The 17,582-nt window shown below is 61.7% G+C and carries 13 protein-coding genes and 1 pseudogene; 3 read left to right on the forward strand and 11 right to left on the reverse strand.

Features of this window, described 5'->3' with window-relative positions; translation table 11 throughout:
- Nucleotides 1-66: 66 nt before the first annotated feature.
- The 3 genes from UF78_RS01070 to uvrD all read right to left on the reverse strand — a co-directional run bounded on the left by UF78_RS01070 (nucleotide 67) and on the right by uvrD (nucleotide 4,390).
- A complete protein-coding gene (locus tag UF78_RS01070; RefSeq protein ID WP_045160170.1) occupies nucleotides 67-897 on the reverse strand; it encodes a Tim44 domain-containing protein in 831 nt (276 codons plus the stop codon).
- A gap of 132 nt (nucleotides 898-1,029) precedes the next feature.
- Nucleotides 1,030-2,142, reverse strand: coding sequence for a TRAP transporter substrate-binding protein (locus tag UF78_RS01075; protein WP_045160171.1), 1,113 nt, complete (start codon nucleotides 2,140-2,142; stop codon nucleotides 1,030-1,032).
- Nucleotides 2,143-2,197: 55 nt separating this feature from the next.
- A complete protein-coding gene (gene uvrD / locus UF78_RS01080) occupies nucleotides 2,198-4,390 on the reverse strand; it encodes a DNA helicase II (RefSeq protein ID WP_045160172.1) in 2,193 nt (730 codons plus the stop codon).
- Nucleotides 4,391-4,659: 269 nt separating this feature from the next.
- Between uvrD and UF78_RS01085 the strand changes: the two genes are divergently transcribed.
- Nucleotides 4,660-7,500, forward strand: coding sequence for a putative bifunctional diguanylate cyclase/phosphodiesterase (locus UF78_RS01085; RefSeq protein WP_045160173.1), 2,841 nt, complete (start codon nucleotides 4,660-4,662; stop codon nucleotides 7,498-7,500).
- A gap of 152 nt (nucleotides 7,501-7,652) precedes the next feature.
- Here the strand turns inward: UF78_RS01085 and yegQ are convergent, their stop codons facing one another.
- Entirely contained in the window at nucleotides 7,653-9,017 is a 1,365-nt protein-coding gene (yegQ, locus tag UF78_RS01090) for a tRNA 5-hydroxyuridine modification protein YegQ (RefSeq protein ID WP_045160174.1), read from the reverse strand.
- A gap of 183 nt (nucleotides 9,018-9,200) precedes the next feature.
- Here yegQ and UF78_RS01095 point away from each other — a divergent pair, with 183 nt between their 5' ends.
- A complete protein-coding gene (locus UF78_RS01095; protein WP_045160337.1) occupies nucleotides 9,201-9,668 on the forward strand; it encodes a DUF2243 domain-containing protein in 468 nt (155 codons plus the stop codon).
- Nucleotides 9,669-9,671: 3 nt separating this feature from the next.
- Nucleotides 9,672-10,478, forward strand: a complete 807-nt coding sequence (locus UF78_RS01100; RefSeq protein WP_052679262.1) for a cytochrome c oxidase assembly protein — start codon at nucleotides 9,672-9,674, stop codon at nucleotides 10,476-10,478.
- A gap of 42 nt (nucleotides 10,479-10,520) precedes the next feature.
- Here the strand turns inward: UF78_RS01100 and UF78_RS01105 are convergent, their stop codons facing one another.
- The 7 genes and pseudogenes from UF78_RS01105 to zwf all read right to left on the reverse strand — a co-directional run bounded on the left by UF78_RS01105 (nucleotide 10,521) and on the right by zwf (nucleotide 17,514).
- Entirely contained in the window at nucleotides 10,521-11,951 is a 1,431-nt protein-coding gene (locus tag UF78_RS01105; RefSeq protein ID WP_045160175.1) for an aspartate kinase, read from the reverse strand.
- A gap of 264 nt (nucleotides 11,952-12,215) precedes the next feature.
- Nucleotides 12,216-13,133, reverse strand: coding sequence for an ectoine hydroxylase (gene thpD, locus UF78_RS01110; RefSeq protein ID WP_045160176.1), 918 nt, complete (start codon nucleotides 13,131-13,133; stop codon nucleotides 12,216-12,218).
- A gap of 64 nt (nucleotides 13,134-13,197) precedes the next feature.
- Nucleotides 13,198-13,593, reverse strand: a complete 396-nt coding sequence (locus tag UF78_RS01115) for an ectoine synthase (RefSeq protein ID WP_045160177.1) — start codon at nucleotides 13,591-13,593, stop codon at nucleotides 13,198-13,200.
- Between the two features lie 12 nt (nucleotides 13,594-13,605).
- Entirely contained in the window at nucleotides 13,606-14,883 is a 1,278-nt protein-coding gene (gene ectB / locus UF78_RS01120; protein WP_045160339.1) for a diaminobutyrate--2-oxoglutarate transaminase, read from the reverse strand.
- A 99-nt stretch (nucleotides 14,884-14,982) separates the two neighbouring features.
- Nucleotides 14,983-15,462, reverse strand: a pseudogene (ectA, locus tag UF78_RS23070) (diaminobutyrate acetyltransferase); the annotation flags it as partial.
- 254 nt (nucleotides 15,463-15,716) lie between these two features.
- Complete coding sequence (locus tag UF78_RS22810; RefSeq protein ID WP_155397581.1) at nucleotides 15,717-16,007, reverse strand: hypothetical protein; 291 nt, start codon at nucleotides 16,005-16,007, stop codon at nucleotides 15,717-15,719.
- Nucleotides 16,008-16,071: 64 nt separating this feature from the next.
- Nucleotides 16,072-17,514 carry a glucose-6-phosphate dehydrogenase gene (zwf, locus tag UF78_RS01125; protein WP_045160178.1) on the reverse strand — a complete coding sequence of 481 codons (1,443 nt, stop codon included), beginning with the start codon at nucleotides 17,512-17,514 and terminating at the stop codon, nucleotides 16,072-16,074.
- Between the last annotated feature and the right edge of the window lie 68 nt (nucleotides 17,515-17,582).

The raw sequence follows: 17,582 nt of genomic DNA on the forward strand, positions 1-17,582 counted from the left end.
TAAACCGCGAGTCGCAGAAACGACAAACCCGGGCTAGCCCGGGTTTGTGAGTGACCGCTGCGCGGGTCAGGCGTTCTGGCGGATACCCGCGACCAGCCATGGCTGGTTCTCGCCTTGTGCACGTTCCATGCGCCAGCTTTCGCTGAAGGGCTCGCCCTGGTCGAAGCGCGAATTCTTCGATACGCCGACGAAAGTCAGGGTGGCGATGGTCTTGTCGGCCTGGTCGTCCACGCCGTCGAGCTGGATTTGCAGATCGTCGATGTAGGTGGACTGGTAGGCGTCGCCAAGCTCGGCACGCTCGCGCTGGAGGAACTCATGCAGCTGGGGCGTGACGAATTCGGCGATCTTGTCCATTTCGTTGGCGTCCCAGTGCTGCTGCAGCGACATGAAATGCTCGCGAGCCGCCGCCACGAAGCTCTGCTCGTTGAACCAGGCGGGAGCGTTGATCACCGGCGCTGCGGCCGGCGCGGCGCTGCTGCCGAAGATCGACGGTTGCGCAGGCATCTCGCGCTGCATCGGTGCGTGACCGGCCATGGCCGGTTGCTGCTGGCGACGGCGGGCGGCGAGGAAGCGGAACAGTAGGAAGGCGATGCCGCCGAAAATCAGGATATCCATGAACTGGATGCCTTCGAAGCCGTCTCCCATGAACATGGAGGCCAGCAGGCCACCAGCGGCGAGACCGGCCAACGGGCCGAGCCAGCGCGACGCACCGCTGGCAGCAGCGGGTGTCTTGCCTGCCTGAGTCGGCGCGGCCTGGGTCTGCTGAGGCGCCTGTCGGGTTTGATGGCTAGGCGCCGAGCCGAAGCTCTTGCCGCCGCCGAAACGCTTGGCGTGGACGTCGAGGCTGAGGGTCAGGCCGATACACAGCGCCATGAAAATGCTGAGCACACGTTGCATTTGGTATTCCTGGTTGGACGAAGGTACGGAGCAGATGGTGCACGCCTCGGTTCGGGCGCGCCAGTTGCAGAGTGTTTCGGGCTTTTGCTTCGCTGCGCTTGCCGACCTCGACAAGCGCAGCAGTCGCCTGGCTCAGCGCCAGTTGTACAGTTCTTTCTCGGAGATCTCGTGCATCGGTTTGACCTGGTCCTGGAATGCCTTCATCGACGCCCAGATACGGCCGTTCAGCTCGCTTTGCGCGGCCAGCTCGCCGAGAACCACATCTGCCTGCTCGCGCATGGCAGTCAGTACCTCATCGGGGAAGCGCTTGAGCTGCGCGCCTTGTTGCTTGAGCTGTTCGAGCGCCAGGGCGTTGTTGTAGACGTAGTCGTCGATCATGTCGCGGCTGGCGGCAAGAGCGGCTTCGGTGAGGATCGCGCGCAGGTCGTCCGGCAGGCTGTCGAGGGCCTTCTGGTTGACCAGCAGCTCCAGCACGGCCTGTGGCTCCTGCCAGCCGGGGTAGTAGTAGTACTTGGCAGCCTTGTGCAGGCCAAAGGCGAGATCGTTATACGGACTGACCCAGTCGGTGGCATCGATCGCACCCGTCTGCAGTGCGGTAAAGACCTCACCGCCCGGCATGTTGACGGTGGTCGCGCCGAGTCGGCTCAGTACTTCACCGCCCAGGCCGGGCGTGCGGATCTTCAGGCCCTTGAGGTCGTCGAGCGAGTTGATTTCCTTGTTGAACCAGCCGCCCATTTGCATGCCGGTATTGCCCACCACCATGGGTTTGACGCCGTAGGGGGCATAGGCTTCATCCCAGAATGCCTGGCCGCCGCCTCGGGTCAGCCAGGCATTCATTTCGCTGGTCGACAGGCCGAAGGGTACCGAGGTGAAGAACTGCGCCGTTGGCACCTTGCCCTTCCAGTAGTAGGCCGCGCCATGACCCATTTCGGCAGTGCCGCGGGAGACGGCGTCGAACACTTCCAAGGCCGGAACCAGCTCGCCGGCGGCATAGACCTTGATGGTCAGCCGGCCATCGCTCATCGCGTTGACCCGGTCAGCCAGGCGCTGGGCGGCGGTGCCCAGGCCCGGATAGTTCTTCGGCCAGGCGGTGACCATCTTCCAATTGAAGATCTGCGGCGCTTCGCTGGCGGCAGTGGCCTTCGGCTCGGGGGTGGGCTCGACCTTCTTTTCGTCTTTACAGCCGGCAAGGCTGAGCGAAGCAAGCAAGGCTGCGGCAACACCAAACAAGTGACGGCGTTTCATGAATGGGTATTTCCTTTGGCGATTTTATTAGTATGGGTACAGGTTGACGTATACGTCATAGCGCTTCCAGTTTGGCATAACTGAGCATCAACCACTTGCTTCCTTCGTCTTCGAAATTCACCTGGACGCGTGCCTGAGCGCCGGAACCTTCGAAATTGAGGATGGTGCCTTCGCCGAACAGCGAATGGCGGACACGCTGACCGAGGTTGAACGGGGTTTCCGGCACGTTGGCGCCGTCGAATAACGAACCACCGCTCATGCCGCGGGTGTTGAAGCTGCGGCTGACGGTATTGCTCAGGCGCACTTCGCTGACCAGTGCAGGTGGCAGCTCGCGGACGAAACGCGAGACCTTGTTATAGGTCTCGCTGCCGTACAAGCGCCGGGTTTCAGCATAGGTGATGATCAGTTGCTGCATGGCGCGGGTGATGCCGACATAGGCCAGCCGGCGTTCTTCTTCCAGACGGCCGGGTTCTTCCAGGCTCATCTTGTGCGGAAACAGCCCTTCTTCCATGCCAACCAGGAACACCAGCGGGAACTCCAGTCCCTTGGCGCTATGCAGCGTCATCAACTGCACGCTGTCTTCGTGATCGCCGGCCTGCTGCTCGCCGGCTTCCAGCGAGGCGTGATCGAGGAAGGCGGCCAGTGGCGTCTGCTCGTCCTCTTCGTCTTCGCTGTAGTTGTCGAAGGCACGCGCGGCGGAAACCAGTTCCTCGAGGTTCTCCACCCGTGCCTGGGCTTTTTCGCCTTTCTCGTCACGGTGATAGGCGAGCAGTCCGGATTGTTCGATGACCAGCTGCGCCATGTTGTGCAGCTGCATGCCCTCCACCTTCAGGGCAAGGGTGTCGATCAGTTCGACGAAGCCGTTCAGCGCGCTGGCCGCACGGCCCGAGACTACTTTGGTACCGACCGCCTGGTGCAGCGCGGCCCACATCGAGGTGCTTTGCTGGCGGGCCAACTGGCGCAGGGCTTCGACGGTCTTCTCACCGATGCCACGCGCCGGCACGTTGATCACTCGCTCCAGCGCTGCGTCGTTGTCGCGCGTCTGGATCAGCCGCAGGTAGGCCATGGCGTTCTTGATCTCGGCACGCTCGAAGAAGCGCTGGCCGCCATAGATCCGGTAGGGGATTCGCTCGCGCAGCAGGGCTTCTTCGAGCACCCGCGACTGCGCATTGGAGCGGTAGAGAATGGCGATCTCGCTACGTGCCAGACCTTCCTTGCGGATCGCACTCTCGATGCTTTCCACCACGTAGCGCGCTTCGTCGTGCTCGTTGAAGGCGGCGTAGAGGCTGATCGGCTCGCCTTCGCAGCCCTCGGTCCAGAGTTCCTTGCCGAGGCGGCCCTGGTTGTTGGCGATCAGCGCGTTGGCCGCCTTGAGGATACAAGCGGTGGAGCGGTAGTTCTGCTCCAGGCGGATGGTTTCGGCATCCGGGAAGTCTTCGCTGAACTGGTGCAGATTTTCCACCCGCGCGCCGCGCCAGCCATAGATCGATTGGTCATCGTCGCCCACCACCATCAGGCTCTCGCCGCCCTTGGCCAGCAGGCGCAGCCAGGCGTATTGCACGGCATTGGTGTCCTGGAACTCGTCCACCAGGATATGGCGGAAGCGCCGCTGATAGTGGTCGAGCAGCCCCGGATTGTCCCGCCACAGGTCCAGTGCGCGCAGCAGCAGCTCGGAGAAGTCGATTACGCCGGCGCGGGCACAGGCCTCTTCGTAAGCTTGGTAGATGCTCAGCATGGTGGCCAGGAACAGGTCGCCGCTGGGCTGGATGTGCTTGGGCCGCAGGCCTTCGTCCTTCTGCCCGTTGATCCACCACTGGGCCTGGCGCGCCGGCCAGCGTTGTTCATCGAGGCCGAGTTCGCGGATCACTCGCTTGACCAGGCGCTGTTGGTCGTCGGAGTCGAGGATCTGGAAGTTCTGCGCCAGCTTCGCTTCCTGCCAATGCGCGCGCAGCAGACGGTGTGCAAGCCCGTGGAAGGTACCGACCCACATGCCTTGTGGGTTGACCTTCATCAGCTGCTCGATGCGCTGGCGCATCTCGGCGGCGGCCTTGTTGGTAAAGGTCACCGAAAGGATCGAGTGCAATGATGCCCGTTCGACCTGGTGTAGCCAGGCGATGCGGTGCACCAGTACGCGGGTTTTACCCGAGCCGGCACCGGCGAGGACCAGTTGACGACCCAGCGGCGCGGCCACGGCCTGGCGCTGGGCATCGTTGAGGGAGTTCAGGAGGAGGGAGAGATCGTCATGCATCGGCGCATTCTAGCCGTAAACCGACCCGGCTGGCTCGCGCAACGGACGGGCGCGGAGGTACGATCGTTTGAGCGTTGGCTGCGGGTGGGTTTGCGCGGGGTGGTTCGGATTCGGTCTGCCTCGTTTTTGCGTTTTCTCAAGCCGAGGTGAGCGGCGGTTCTCGTTCATTGGTCGGAACGGGCTATTGCAGGGACTAGCAACATGCCATCATCGGTCGGTGACTGCAGCGCCTTGACGCCCTTACAGACACCCTATTACAAGACGGCATGATGATCGATTCCGCTCAATCAACCCCAACGGTGTCACTGGCCAAGGAGAATCAGGCCGTACTCGACCTCGCTGACCTCGATCAACGGACTGAGCGTACGCGACTGCTTTATCAGGGCTCCCGGGCCTCGCTGTTGTTGATGATTTTCGCCAGCCTGGCCTTCGCTGGGCTGCTGTGGAACGAGGCGCCGCCGCTGGAGCTGGTGCTATGGTCGGGTTGGACGCTGTTGCTAGCGTTGCTGCGATTGCATCAGGCGTACGCGTTCGATAAGGCCGAGGCGGACGATCAACAGCGTCCGCAATGGCGGCAACATTTCTTGCTCGGCAGTGCCTTTACGGCGGTCACGCTCTGCTACGCGATCGTGGCACTGATTCCCAACGACGATTTCCTTCAACAGACCCTACTGTATGGTGCGGTCGGCTCGGTCATCATCGCCGCTAGCGTCGCGAGTGGCGTTTCATTGCGTGCCTTTCTGGTTTTCACCATCCCCAGCCTGCTGCCCGCCGCGTTTGTATTACTGAGTAGTGGCCAGGCGCTGCGCCAGGGCTGGGGCGTGCTGACCGTCATCGTGCTGGCAATGCTGAGCATGATCGCTTGGCAGACCAATCGCCTGCAGACGGCGAGCCTGCGTCAGCGCTGCCAAAACCAACTGCTGATCGCGCGCCTTCAACACATTCGCGGCGAAGCGACCCAGCTGAACGGTGAGCTGGCGCGCGAAGTAGAACAGCGCCGACACGCCGAAGATCAATTGCGCGAAGCCTATGACGGGCTTGAGCAACGCGTGGCCGAGCGCACCGCTGAGCTGCGTGAAAGCGAGGCGCGACTGACCCTGGCGCTCGAAGCTAGCGAGCTGGGACTGTGGGATTGGAATATCGAACAGGGCGAGGTGCACCATTCGCGCATGGAAGTGGTGTTCGGCATCGGCCAGAACGATTCGGCGCGGCGGATTGACCCGCAACGGCCGGAGATTCACCCCGAAGACCTGCCGCGGGTACGCAAGGAAATCATTGCCCACTTCAAGGGCGAAACCGAGCTGTACAGGGTTCAGTACCGGGCGCTGCGGCCGGACGGTAGCTGCCTGTGGATGGAGGATCGCGGTCGGGTCATTGAACGCGACGCCAAGGGGCGTGCGGTGCGAATGATCGGCACCCGTCGGGATGTCAGCGAAACCCATCGGCAGGCTGAGCAACAGCGTCTGGCAGCTGCCGTATTCGAGGCGGCGAGCGAGGGCATGGCAATCATGGATGCCGAGTTCCGCGTGCTGGCAGTCAATAATGCCTGCTGTGCGTTGTCCGGTTACACGCGTGAGGAGCTCATCGGGCGCAGCGTCGCCCGCTTGGCCAGTTCAGAGGACAGCCGTCAGCAGTACGCGTCAATTCGCGAGTCGCTGGAGCAGGACGGATGCTGGCAGGGCGAGTTGATCGAGACCCGCAAGAACGGCGAGGTCTATCCGCAATGGGCCCAGCTGCAGGTGGTTCGTGATAGCCGAGGCCGCATCAGCAACGTGGTGGCATTCGTTTCGGACATCGGCGTCCGACGGCAGGTAGAGGAGCGTCTGCGCTATCTGACGCACTTCGACGAACTCACCGGACTGGCCAATCGCGGCATGCTCAAGGCCCGTCTGCACGCAGCCTGCGAGCGTGCGCGCAACAGCAATCGCGGCCTGGCGGTGCTCTACATCGACCTCGACCGTTTCAAGCTGCTCAACCAGAGCCTGGGGCACGAAGCGGCTGATCAGCTACTGCGCGAAGTGTCCCGCCGCTTGTCGCACACCTTCTCCGATGCTGACACCATCGCGCGGCTGTCTGGCGATGAGTTCGTGGTCGTGCTCGAGGGCTATGGCAGCCTGTCGACTTTGGCGCACAGCGGCAGCCGATTGCTGTCGCGCATCAGCAAGCCGGTGCTTGTCGATGGCCAGGAGCTGGTGGTCAGTGCGTCCGTCGGCGTCAGCTTGATGCCCGACAATGCTCGCGAAGCTACCTCGCTGCTGCTACAGGCGAACATGGCGATGCAGCATGCCAAACACCTGGGCGGCAACACGCTGCAGTTCTTCACCGAGCGCTTGCAGACCTCCAGTCTGGAAAACCTGCAGCTGGAAAATCAGTTACGTCGCGCGCTCGACGAGGGGCAGCTGGAAGTCTTCTACCAGCCGCGGTTGGACGTGGTGGATGATCGCCTTGACGCTGCCGAGGCGCTGGTGCGTTGGCGGCATCCACAGCAGGGCTTGATGGCGCCGGGTTCCTTCATCCCGCTGGCTGAAGAGACCGGCCTGATCATCCCGTTGGGCGAGTTCGTCCTGCGTGAGGCCTGCCGGCAAGCCCGGCAATGGCAGCTGGATGGACTGGCGGCGATCCGGGTCTCGGTAAACCTTTCGGTCAAACAGCTGCGCCAGGGGAATCTGGTCAGTCTGGTGCGTCAGGTGCTGGAGGAGACCGGCCTGCCGGCGGACCGGCTGGAACTGGAACTGACCGAAAGCCAGTTGCTCGATGACGTCGACAATGCCGTCAGCATCAGTCATCAGCTGCGCGCACTGGGCGTGAAACTGGCGATCGACGATTTCGGTACTGGCTACTCCTCGCTCAGCTACCTGAAGCGCTTCCCGGTGGACTTCGTCAAGATCGACCGGTCGTTCATCTCGGAGCTCGATCAGTTTGGCGAAGACTCCGCTATCGTCCGCGCCATCATCGCCATGGTTCATAGCCTGGAACTGAAGGTGGTGGCCGAGGGTGTGGAAACCCAGGAGCAGATGGACTTTCTCAAGGCGCATCAGTGCGACGAAGTCCAGGGCTACCTGATCAGTCGGCCGGTTCCGGCTGGCGAGTTCGTCAAACTGCTGGCTTGAAAAAAAAAGCTGGAAGCGAGACCGCTCTCAGTCTGGTCGGGCGGCCGGGCGGCGTTCCGCTTCGATCTCACAGCGATTGGGCTACTCAACGAAAAGCGTGGGTGAACGCCCATCCTGCGGCAGCCAACGGTCCATAAACCGCGTCTTCCCGATTAGCCGCGAGTCGTGTCGCCGTCCAGCTCACGCATCAGCAGCGCATGCTGCAGGTCGACGCTTTCCGGTACGGGTAGATAGAGCACATGGCCGTCTCCAGGTGCCACCTCGGCGCGCTCACCCCGCTTGTTTTCCAGCGCTTCCAGGCGGAGGTTCAGATTGCCCTGCGGAGTCATCAACTCCAGGCGGTCGCCGACGGCGAAGCGGTTCTTGACGATGACCTCGGCGAGCCCGTTGCGCCGTTCGCCGGTCAACTCGCCAACGAACTGCTGGCGATCGGAAAGCGAGAAGCCACGTTCGTAGTTCTGGTATTCATCATGCACGTGACGGCGCAGAAAGCCCTCGGTGTAGCCGCGGTGGGCCAGGGACTCCAGGGTGTCCATCAGCGACTTGTCGAATGGCCGTCCGGCCACCGCGTCGTCGATGGCCTTGCGGTAGACCTGCGCGGTGCGCGCGACGTAGTAGTGGGACTTGGTGCGACCTTCGATCTTCAGCGAATGCACGCCCATCTGCACCAGTCGCTCGACGTGCTGCACGGCGCGCAGATCCTTGGAGTTCATGATGTAGGTGCCGTGCTCGTCTTCGAAGGCCTCCATCAACTCGCCGGGGCGGCTGCTGTCTTCGAGCAGGAACACCTGATCGGTCGGCGCGCCAGCGCCCAAGGTCGGCTGGATGCCGCCTGCGCCGAGCTGCTGCACCGGGATCGGCTGGTACTGCTGGACGATGTTGCCCAGCTCGTCTTCCTTGCCCTCGTGTGCCTTGTACTGCCAGCGGCAGGCGTTGGTGCAGGAGCCTTGGTTGGGATCGCGTTTGTTGATGTAGCCCGAGAGGAGGCAGCGTCCAGAATAGGCCATGCACAGCGCGCCGTGGACGAAGACCTCCAGCTCCATGCCCGGCACCTTTTCGCGAATCTTGCCGATCTCTTCCAGCGACAACTCGCGCGAGAGGATGGCGCGGGTCAGGCCCTGCTGGCGCCAGAACTCGACGCTCGCCCAGTTCACCGCGTTAGCCTGCACCGAGAGGTGAATGGTCATCTCCGGAAAGTTCTGGCGGACCAGCATGATCAGGCCGGGGTCGGACATGATCAGCGCATCCGGGCCCATGGCGATCACCGGCTCCAAATCCTTGATGAACGTTTTCAGCTTGGCGTTGTGCGGAGCGATGTTGACCACCACGTAGAACTGCTTGCCTTGGGAATGGGCCTCCTCGATGCCCAGGCGCAGATTGGCGTGGTCGAACTCGTTGTTGCGCACGCGCAGGCTGTAGCGCGGTTGGCCGGCATAGACGGCATCGGCACCGTAGGCGAAGGCGTAACGCATGGATTTGAGGGTGCCGGCAGGCGACAGCAGTTCGGGCTGGGTCATGGTGCGGTGGCTCGGTATATCAACAAGAAAAGTAGGTGGATTCTACTGAACCGGCAGCTGCGTTTCGCCCGGTTGGATCAAGTGAGTGGCGAACTCCTGTAGCCGCCCCCAGTCACTCACTAAAGGGCTTGATCGAGCGTACCGAGTTGCATGCAAACCAACCGTCAACTCCCGGAGGCCATCGTGAGCGACACCCCCGTCGATGCCAGAGGTAGCCTGATCTCGACGATCTTCTGCGGGATCGGTTTGATGGCGGCGGTCGACGAGATCGTCTTTCATCAACTTCTTGCCTGGCACCATTTCTTCGACCGATCCACGCTCGCCATCGCGCTGCTATCCGATGGGCTGCTTCACGCCGCCGAGTTGCTCATGCTGGCGGCAGGCGCCTATCTGTTCATGCGCCTGAGCCGTCAGCGATCCGTGTCGCAGCGGGCCGCATGGGCCGGGCTGTTGTTCGGTGCCGGCGGGTTTCAGCTGTTCGACGGCATCGTCAACCACAAGCTGTTGCGCCTGCATCAGGTGCGTTATGTCGATGAGCTCTGGCTCTATGACCTGGCCTGGAACGGCTTCGGTGTCGTGCTTCTGGTGATTGGCTTCATCATCTCGCGACAGCTCGGGCCCGGCCGAGCCGTGCCACTGCGGGGCGGATAGGCGATGTCTCACCAGGCCCATCTGCTGACGCTGGCCGGAACCTTCCTGCTGGTCTTACTCACCCTGAGCCTGTGGTTCGCCTATGTGCTCGGTGTGCGTGCGCAGCGCAGACGTCGCAAGGCCTGGCACTGCTGGCGGCTGGTAAGTTTTTCGTTTGGCTGTGGTTTGCTGGTGCTGGCATTGTCGCCACCCATGGTCGAATGGGGCCATGCCGACCTACGCGGGCACATGGCTCAACACCTGTTGCTGGGCATGTTCGCACCCCTCGCGTTGATGCTCGGTGCGCCCGGTACGCTATTGTTGCGTAGCGTGCCGGTGGTCACCGCACGGCGCCTCACCGATATCGCGGGTAGCCCGTTGGTGCGCTGCATGAGCCATCCGGTTACGGCGCTGCTATTGGATATCGGCGGGCTCTATGTGCTGTATCTGACGCCGCTGTATCAGCTGAGCTTCAATCAGCCACTGCTGCATGTCTGGCTGCAGCTGCATTTCGTCCTGGCCGGCTACCTGTTCAGCTGGTCGATTGCCGGGCCGGATCCCGCGCCCCATCGGCCTGGTATGTGGCTGCGGTTAGGGGTGCTGTTCGTTGCCATCGCCGCTCATGCCGTGCTCGGCAAGTTGATGTACGCCTACGGCTTTCCACGTGACTCGGCACACGATCTGGCGCAGATCGAGGCCGCTGCCCAGCTGATGTATTACGGCGGCGACCTGGCCGAGTTGCTGTTGGCACTGGTGTTCTTCGCCGCTTGGTATCGGCGCCGCGCAATGTCCGACGCGCTCGACTGGCAGACAGCAAACCGCCGGACCTAGCAGAGCCGGGTCCGGCGGTTCGTGGCGTGCTGTCGCGGTGCGCTATGCAGCGGCGATCACGTCGCCGTGGTTTTCCGGCTCGATCAGTGCGCGGTGCAGCGCAGCGACCGCGTCGTCGTAGTCTTCCTCGTTGACCACGCACTGCATCTCCACCTGACGAATCGACTGGTGCACCGCCTGGATGCTGATGCCGGCACCGGCCAGGGCCGCGACGGTTTTGGCGAGGATGCCCTTGACCTTGAGGTCGGAACCGATCGCCGAGACGATGGCAACGTTGTGTACCGTAACCTCAGCAGCCGGGTACTTTTCCTCGATCAGCCGTGCGGCGCGGTTGATCAGCTTGCGCGAGCCCGATGCGTAGTAGGTGATGCTGTTGGCATCCGAGTCCTTGTTGACCACGTAGAGACGCAGCTGCTTGAGCAGCTTGCTGATCTCGATGTCGTAGCCGATGTCACCGAGCATGTCCTGGTCGAACACCTCGATGCCGAAGACATCCTTGCGCCCGGCGATGATCTCGACGCAGGGCCGCTCGCTCTTGTAGTCCTGGCTGATGAGGGTGCCGGCGTGTTCCGGCTCGAAGGCATTCTTGATGCGCAGTTCGATCCCAGCACGGCGCAGCGTCTTGGCCGCACGCGGATGGATCGCCTCCATGCCCAGGTTCGACAACTGGTCGGCCACGTCGTAGTTGGTGCGGCCGATGGTGACCACCTTGTCGGCACCGACCAGATTCGGGTCAGCACTGGAGAGGTGGAATTCCTTGTGGATGATCGCCTCGCGGGCTCCGGTAGCGGCGGCTATCTGCGCAAAGGTGATCTCGCTGTAGCCGCGATCGAAGGTGTTCATCAGCCCTTCGCTGCAGTGCGTATAGCCGGTGGCGACTACCAGTTCGCGAGACAGGTCCACCTCGGCGAAGCTGTGGCGCACCATCTCTTCGAACGGCAGCGGTGCATCGCGATGCCAGCCGGTCAGATCGACCATCTTGGCGTTGACGCCGCGGTGCTTGAGCGCCAATACAGAATTGAAGGCTGAGTGCGCTTCGCCGAGGGAGGCGAGCATCTCGCGGACCTTCATCAGATGCTCGTCGAGCTGGAAATGACCATAGGCGCACAGGCGCTGCAGGCTGCTCATGCATTCGCGGGCATCGTCGATGCGCGAGTTGATGAACTGGTTGGCGGCACGCAGCTCGAATTCGCTGGCGAACAGTTCGGCGTTCTTGCCGACCATGCGCTCGCGGATGGTTTCCAGCGCGTCGAGCCAGGCCCCTTCGCTGCGAGCATCGGCGAAGCGTTGGTAGACACCCGGCTCGCCGGTTTTCTTGTGTTCCAGCAGCAGATTGGTCATGCCGCTGTAGGCCGAGACGACGAAGACGCGCTGATAGAGCGCATCGCCTTCGCGCCCGCCGATGAAGATATTGTTCAGCAGCTCGTCGAAGCGGCTCATGGATGTGCCGCCGATTTTTTCTACGGTATGCATCGATTCAACTTCCCGTCTTGGGGGTGAATTTTCATCCCTGGGCCGCCATCTGGCCGCCAACAAAGATCAGACCCATAGTCGGGCCTGATGAGATCCAGCCGTTAAAAACTACCTGCGTTGCCTAGCCGGCCGCGCCAATACGGCGTTAGGAATCGCTTCGAAATGTCCATTTACAGCTCTAAACCCGAGCGCGAGCCCGGTCCTTTTCTCAGCGATTCCTGCCTTGTCTTGGCTGCCTCGCTGACGTTTCTAACCGCCTGGATGTCAGAGATACTTCTGTTTCTGGATGTGCAACGGCTCGAAACGCTCGCGTTCGGCGACAAACTCCGGACGGGGCGAAAGCCCACAGAACGGGGCCTGCGCGGCATTATCCACGTGGTTGTAGACGTAGAACAGATTGCTGCGCGCACTGGGTGTGATGTTGCTGTTCGAGCCGTGCATGGTGTTGCAGTCGAAGAACACTACGCTGCCTGCCGGGCCGGTGGCGGTGTCGATGCCATAACGGTCCGCGAGACGGGTCAGGCTGTCGTGGTCCGGTACACCGAACTCCTGCTTGCGCAGCGACTTCTCGTAGTGGTTCTCCGGCGTCGCGCCAACACAGCGGATGTAGTGCTTGTGCGATCCCGGTACCAGCATCAGCGGACCGTTGTGCGGCTCGTTGTCGGTCAGCAGGATCGAGCAGCTCAGCGTGCGCATGCGCGGCAGGCCGTCTTCGATGTGCCAGGTCTCGAAATCCGAATGCCAGTAGAACTCCTTACCGGTGAAGCCCGGCTTGAAGTTCATCCGCGACTGGTGGACATAAAGGTCACCGCCAAGAATGAAACTGGCGATGCCGGCCGTGCGCTCGTCTGCGGCGATCCGGGCGAACAGCGGGTTGTCCTTGTGGATGGCGAACACCGAGCGAATCGCGCCGCTGTCGGGTTCCTTGATGGTCTTGCCGGACTCGGCGACCGCCGGGTCCAGACGCATGCGTTCGAGTTCTTCGCGAAAGACTGCGACTTCTTCAGCGCTGAACAGATTGGGGACGACCAGATAGCCGTCACGCTCGTAGCGCTCGATCTGCTCCGGCGAGAGGGGCGCATTGGCCAGGTCGTTGCGGTAGACAACCGGATCCAGACGCTCCTGCCAGCTGGGCTCGTCTTGCTGGCGTGAAGGGTACAGGTCGGCTTGTGCGGGGTTCACGTTAGCTCTCCTTTCGATGCCTTCGGGAGGCAGCGGGGCGGGCTCAGCCCGCCCCGCTGCCCGCTCAAACGGTTTCGGCCTCAAGCGGATAGACACCGCTCTCGTCGTGTACTTCCTTGCCATTGAGTGGCGGGTTGAACACGCAGGCCATCTTCATGTCCTCGCTGCCGCCGCGCAGTAGGTGCTCGTCGTGCTTGTCGAGGATGTACAGGGTGCCGGGCTCGATCTTGTAGATCTTGCCGTCGGCGATGGTTTCGACCTCACCGTTACCGCTGATGCAATACACCGACTCCAGATGGTTCTGGTAGTGGATATGCGTTTCGGTGTTGGCATAGATGGTGGTGATGTGGAACGAGAAGCCCATCTTGTCATCCTTGAGCAACATGCGGGTGCTGTCCCAAGTCTCGGTCTTGATCTTGCGGTTGGACTGCTCGCAGTCAGCCAGGGTACGTACGATCATATTTTCGATTCCTTAAGAGGCAGCCTGATTGTTGTCCTGTTCGGACATCACGGCGGCAAACGCCTTGTCCAGAATGCTCATGGCCTTGTCGATCTGCTCTTCGCTGATGATCAGCGGGCAGAGGCACTTGACCACTTCGCTGTGGGCGCCGCTGGTTTCGATCACCAGGCCGTTTTCGAAAGCGTGGCGGCAGATGGCGGCGGCGGTTTCGCCGTCCGGGCAGCTGATGCCGATCATCATGCCGCGGCCTTTGACGAACAGCGAATCAGGGCCGTAACGGCGGACGATCTTGTGCATGCCATCGGCGATGCGCTTGCCCTTGGCCTGAACGCTCTTGGCGAACTGGTCATCGCTCCAGAAGTGCTCGATGGCCGCAGCAGCGGTAACGAAGGCGTGGTTGTTGCCGCGGAAGGTGCCGTTGTGCTCGCCCGGCTTCCACTGGTCCAGCTCCTTGCGCAGCAGCACCATGGCGAACGGCAGACCGAAGCCCGAAAGGGACTTGGACAGCGTGATCATGTCCGGCTTGATGCCCATCTCTTCGAAGCTGAAGAAGCTACCGGTACGCCCGCAGCCGGCCTGGATGTCGTCGATGATCAGCAGCATCTCGTGCTTGCGGCAGAGTTTTTCCAGCTTGCGGATCCACTCGGCCGACGCGGCGTTGAGGCCGCCTTCGCCCTGGACCACTTCGACGATCACCGCGGCGGGTTTGTCGATGCCGCTGGAAGGGTCTGTAAGCAGCTTGTCCATCATGCCGATGGTGTTGACCTTCTCGCCGAAGTAATTGGCGTACGGCATGCGGCTGACGTCGGTCAGCGGAACGCCGGCAGCGCCACGGTGATGCTTGTTGCCGGTCGCCGCGAGGGCGCCGATGCTGCAACCGTGGAAGCCGTTGGTGAAGCTGATCACGTTGTTGCGGCCGGTCACCTTGCGCGCCAGCTTCAGCGCGGCCTCGACCGCGTTGGTGCCGGTCGGGCCGGTGAACTGCATGACGTAGTCCATGTTGCGCGGCTTGAGGATCAGCCGATCGAAGGTCGACAGGAAGCGCTCCTTCGCATCGGAATACATGTCCAGGCCGTGGGTGATGCCATCGGCGGCGATGTAATCGAGCAGCGCCTGCTTCAGTACCGGATGGTTATGGCCGTAGTTGAGCGTGCCGGCTCCGGCGAGGAAGTCGATGTAGTGCTTGCCTTCACGGGTGATCAGTTCTGCGCCGCGGGCCTGCTTGAAGACCACGGGGAAGGAGCGGCAATAACTACGGACACCGGATTCGTGCAGTTCGAACGTTTGCATAGGGTTTCCTTTGATTCGTTGTCTGGAGTCGGTGGCGTCGAACGGACCCGCCCGATAAAGCTCTTCGTCTTCGTGTTGCCCGGCGAAGTGCTTGGCCCGAGAGAACAGCGTGCGAGTGCTGTAGTCGGTCTCCAGTTGAGCGAAAGCCTTCTTGAACAACGCCTGCGAGGCGCCGTTGTCAGGCGAGATGGTCGTTTCCAGGTGACGGACGCCCTGTTCTCTGGCGACCCGAGTGACCAGGGCCATCAGCATGCGCAGTGCCAGACCCTGGCCCCGCATCGAAGCGTCTACCGCGACTTGCCAGACGAACAGCGTGTCGGGGCGAGCGGGAGGGCGATAACCGGAAATGAAACCTACCAACTGGCCGTTTGCGTTTTCGGCCGCGATGGAGGTGTCGGCGAAGTCGGAACACTGCAGCAGGTTGCAGTACACCGAGTTGGTATCCAGAGGCTGGCAGCGTGCTACCAGATCATGGAGGGCAGAACCGTCGCCGTCGGTTGGGCGACGGAGCGTTACGGTAGGAACACTCAAAACAAATCCTTTGGGGTTGTTGATTGAATCCTTTATTAGAATAAACACATCAAAAATTTAATCTCAACCCGAGCTGCCTTTCATTGGCCTGGATTCGTCGTTGATATGGCGGAAGTTCGCCGCTTATCGAGCAATCTGAACTTTTTGACGAGGCCGAGGAGTGCGAGCCGAATTCGGCTAAATATCACGGCAGATATCTTCTGTGAGTTGAGCTGAAGAATCAACGTGCATTTCGGGCCCCGCTGGCCTGCTTTCAGTGGGTATCCTGCGGCCGCCGAGAGTTTCCGTGTAAGCCAGCGAAATCAAGGGCTGTAGCGAAAATCCATGCCGCCGCTGGTGCCGCCGTCTGGCACCGATGCAGGCCGGAAGAGATGTAACGGAAGTTGCGCTGCGAAACGCTCGAGATTCGGCCGCTGCACTATCGTGTTCGCCCAGAGATATTCAGCGCGAATATCGGCGATATGTTCCGGGAAGATTGACGACTTCGTCGCGTTCAATGAAATTTTTGTGGCGAATTGAATTGAGCGGGTTCGATCAAGTTGTTCTGGTAGTTGATGGGCGGCGGCTGAGTTAGTTATCTCGATAAGCCGCAAGCCGCTCTGTGCCGCGTGCTGCAACTGTTCCGGGCGCCGCTGATGGCGCGCCCGGAAAGGTGCCTCAACGCCACCACTGCCGGCCTTGGTGCTCGATCAACTGGTGCGCCTGGTCCGGGCCGTCGGTGCCGGCCGGATAGGGCCTCGGTTTGCGGTAGTGGCTGTGCCAGCCACGCAGGATCGGATCGACCCAATTCCAGGCGGCTTCCACTTCGTCGCGGCGCATGAACAGCGTCGAGTCGCCTTCGATGACATCCAGCAGCAGCCGCTCGTAAGCCTCCCAGCGGCGGGTCTTGCTGAAGGCATTGGCGAGGTTGAGGTCCAGCTCGACGGGCTCCAGTTGCATGCCCTTGCCTGGTGCCTTGGCCATCACCTGCAGGCTGATGCTTTCTTCGGGTTGCAGGCTGATCACCAGGCGGTTCACCTCGCCCTTGGTAAAGAGCATGTGCGGAACCTGCTTGAAGGTGATGATGATCTCCGAGCGCTTGCGCGCCATGCGTTTGCCGGTGCGTAGATAGAAGGGCACGCCGGCCCAGCGCCAGTTGTCGATCTCGGCCTTCACCGCGACGAAGGTCTCGGTGTCGCTGTCGTTGTCGACATCGTTTTCGAAGTAATAGGCCTGCACATCGTGGCCGCCGATGCGTCCGGCGCCGTATTGCCCGCGCACGGTCTTGTCCTGCACGTCGTCGCTGGTGATCGGCTTGAGGGCTTCGAGAATCTTTACCTTCTCGCCACGTATCGACTTGGCATCGAACCGCACCGGCGCCTCCATCGCAACCAGGCAGAGCAGCTGTAGCAGATGATTCTGCAGCATGTCGCGCATGGCGCCGGCGTGGTCGTAGTAGCTGCCGCGGTTCTCGACGCCGAGAGTTTCGGCCACGGTGATCTGCACATGGTCGATATGGCCGCTGCGCCAGATCGGCTCGAACAACGCGTTGGCGAAGCGCAGCGCCATAAGGTTCTGTACGGTTTCCTTGCCCAGATAATGATCGATCCGGTAGATCCGCGATTCGGGAAACACCGCGCCGATCGCCTCGTTGATTTCCAGCGCGGAATCCAGCGAATGACCGATTGGCTTTTCCAACACGATGCGCGCGTCTTCCCCGGCAAGACCTGCGCTTTCCAGATTGGAGGCAATGGGCTCGAACAGCCTTGGTGCGGTGGCCAGGTAATGCACCCGCACGCGTCCCTCGGCTTGACCGAGGTGATGCGCGAGGCCGATGAATTCGCCTCGCTGGGACGCGTCCATGGCGAAGTAGTCGAGCCGTCGGCTGAACGCTTGCCAGACGTCGGCCTCGAAATCGGTGCGTGCGATTTCCGCGCGGCAATGACGCTCGGCCAGGCTCAGATAGGTGTTGCGGTCGATGTCCTGACGGGAGATCGCGAGGATGCGCACGTCGTCGTGCAATCGCTTTTCACGGTGCAGGTGGTAGAGCGCAGGGATGAGTTTGTGTAGCGCCAGATCGCCGGTACCGCCAAATACCAGCATGTCGCAGGAAATAGACACAGCGTCACTCCTAGAAGGTGGACAGACTCAAAGGTGGGCGATGCTGCAAGGCTTGTAGTATAACTACA

The sequence above is a fragment of the Stutzerimonas stutzeri genome (assembly GCF_000952685.1).
Taxonomy (GTDB): Bacteria; Pseudomonadota; Gammaproteobacteria; order Pseudomonadales; family Pseudomonadaceae; genus Stutzerimonas; species Stutzerimonas stutzeri_E.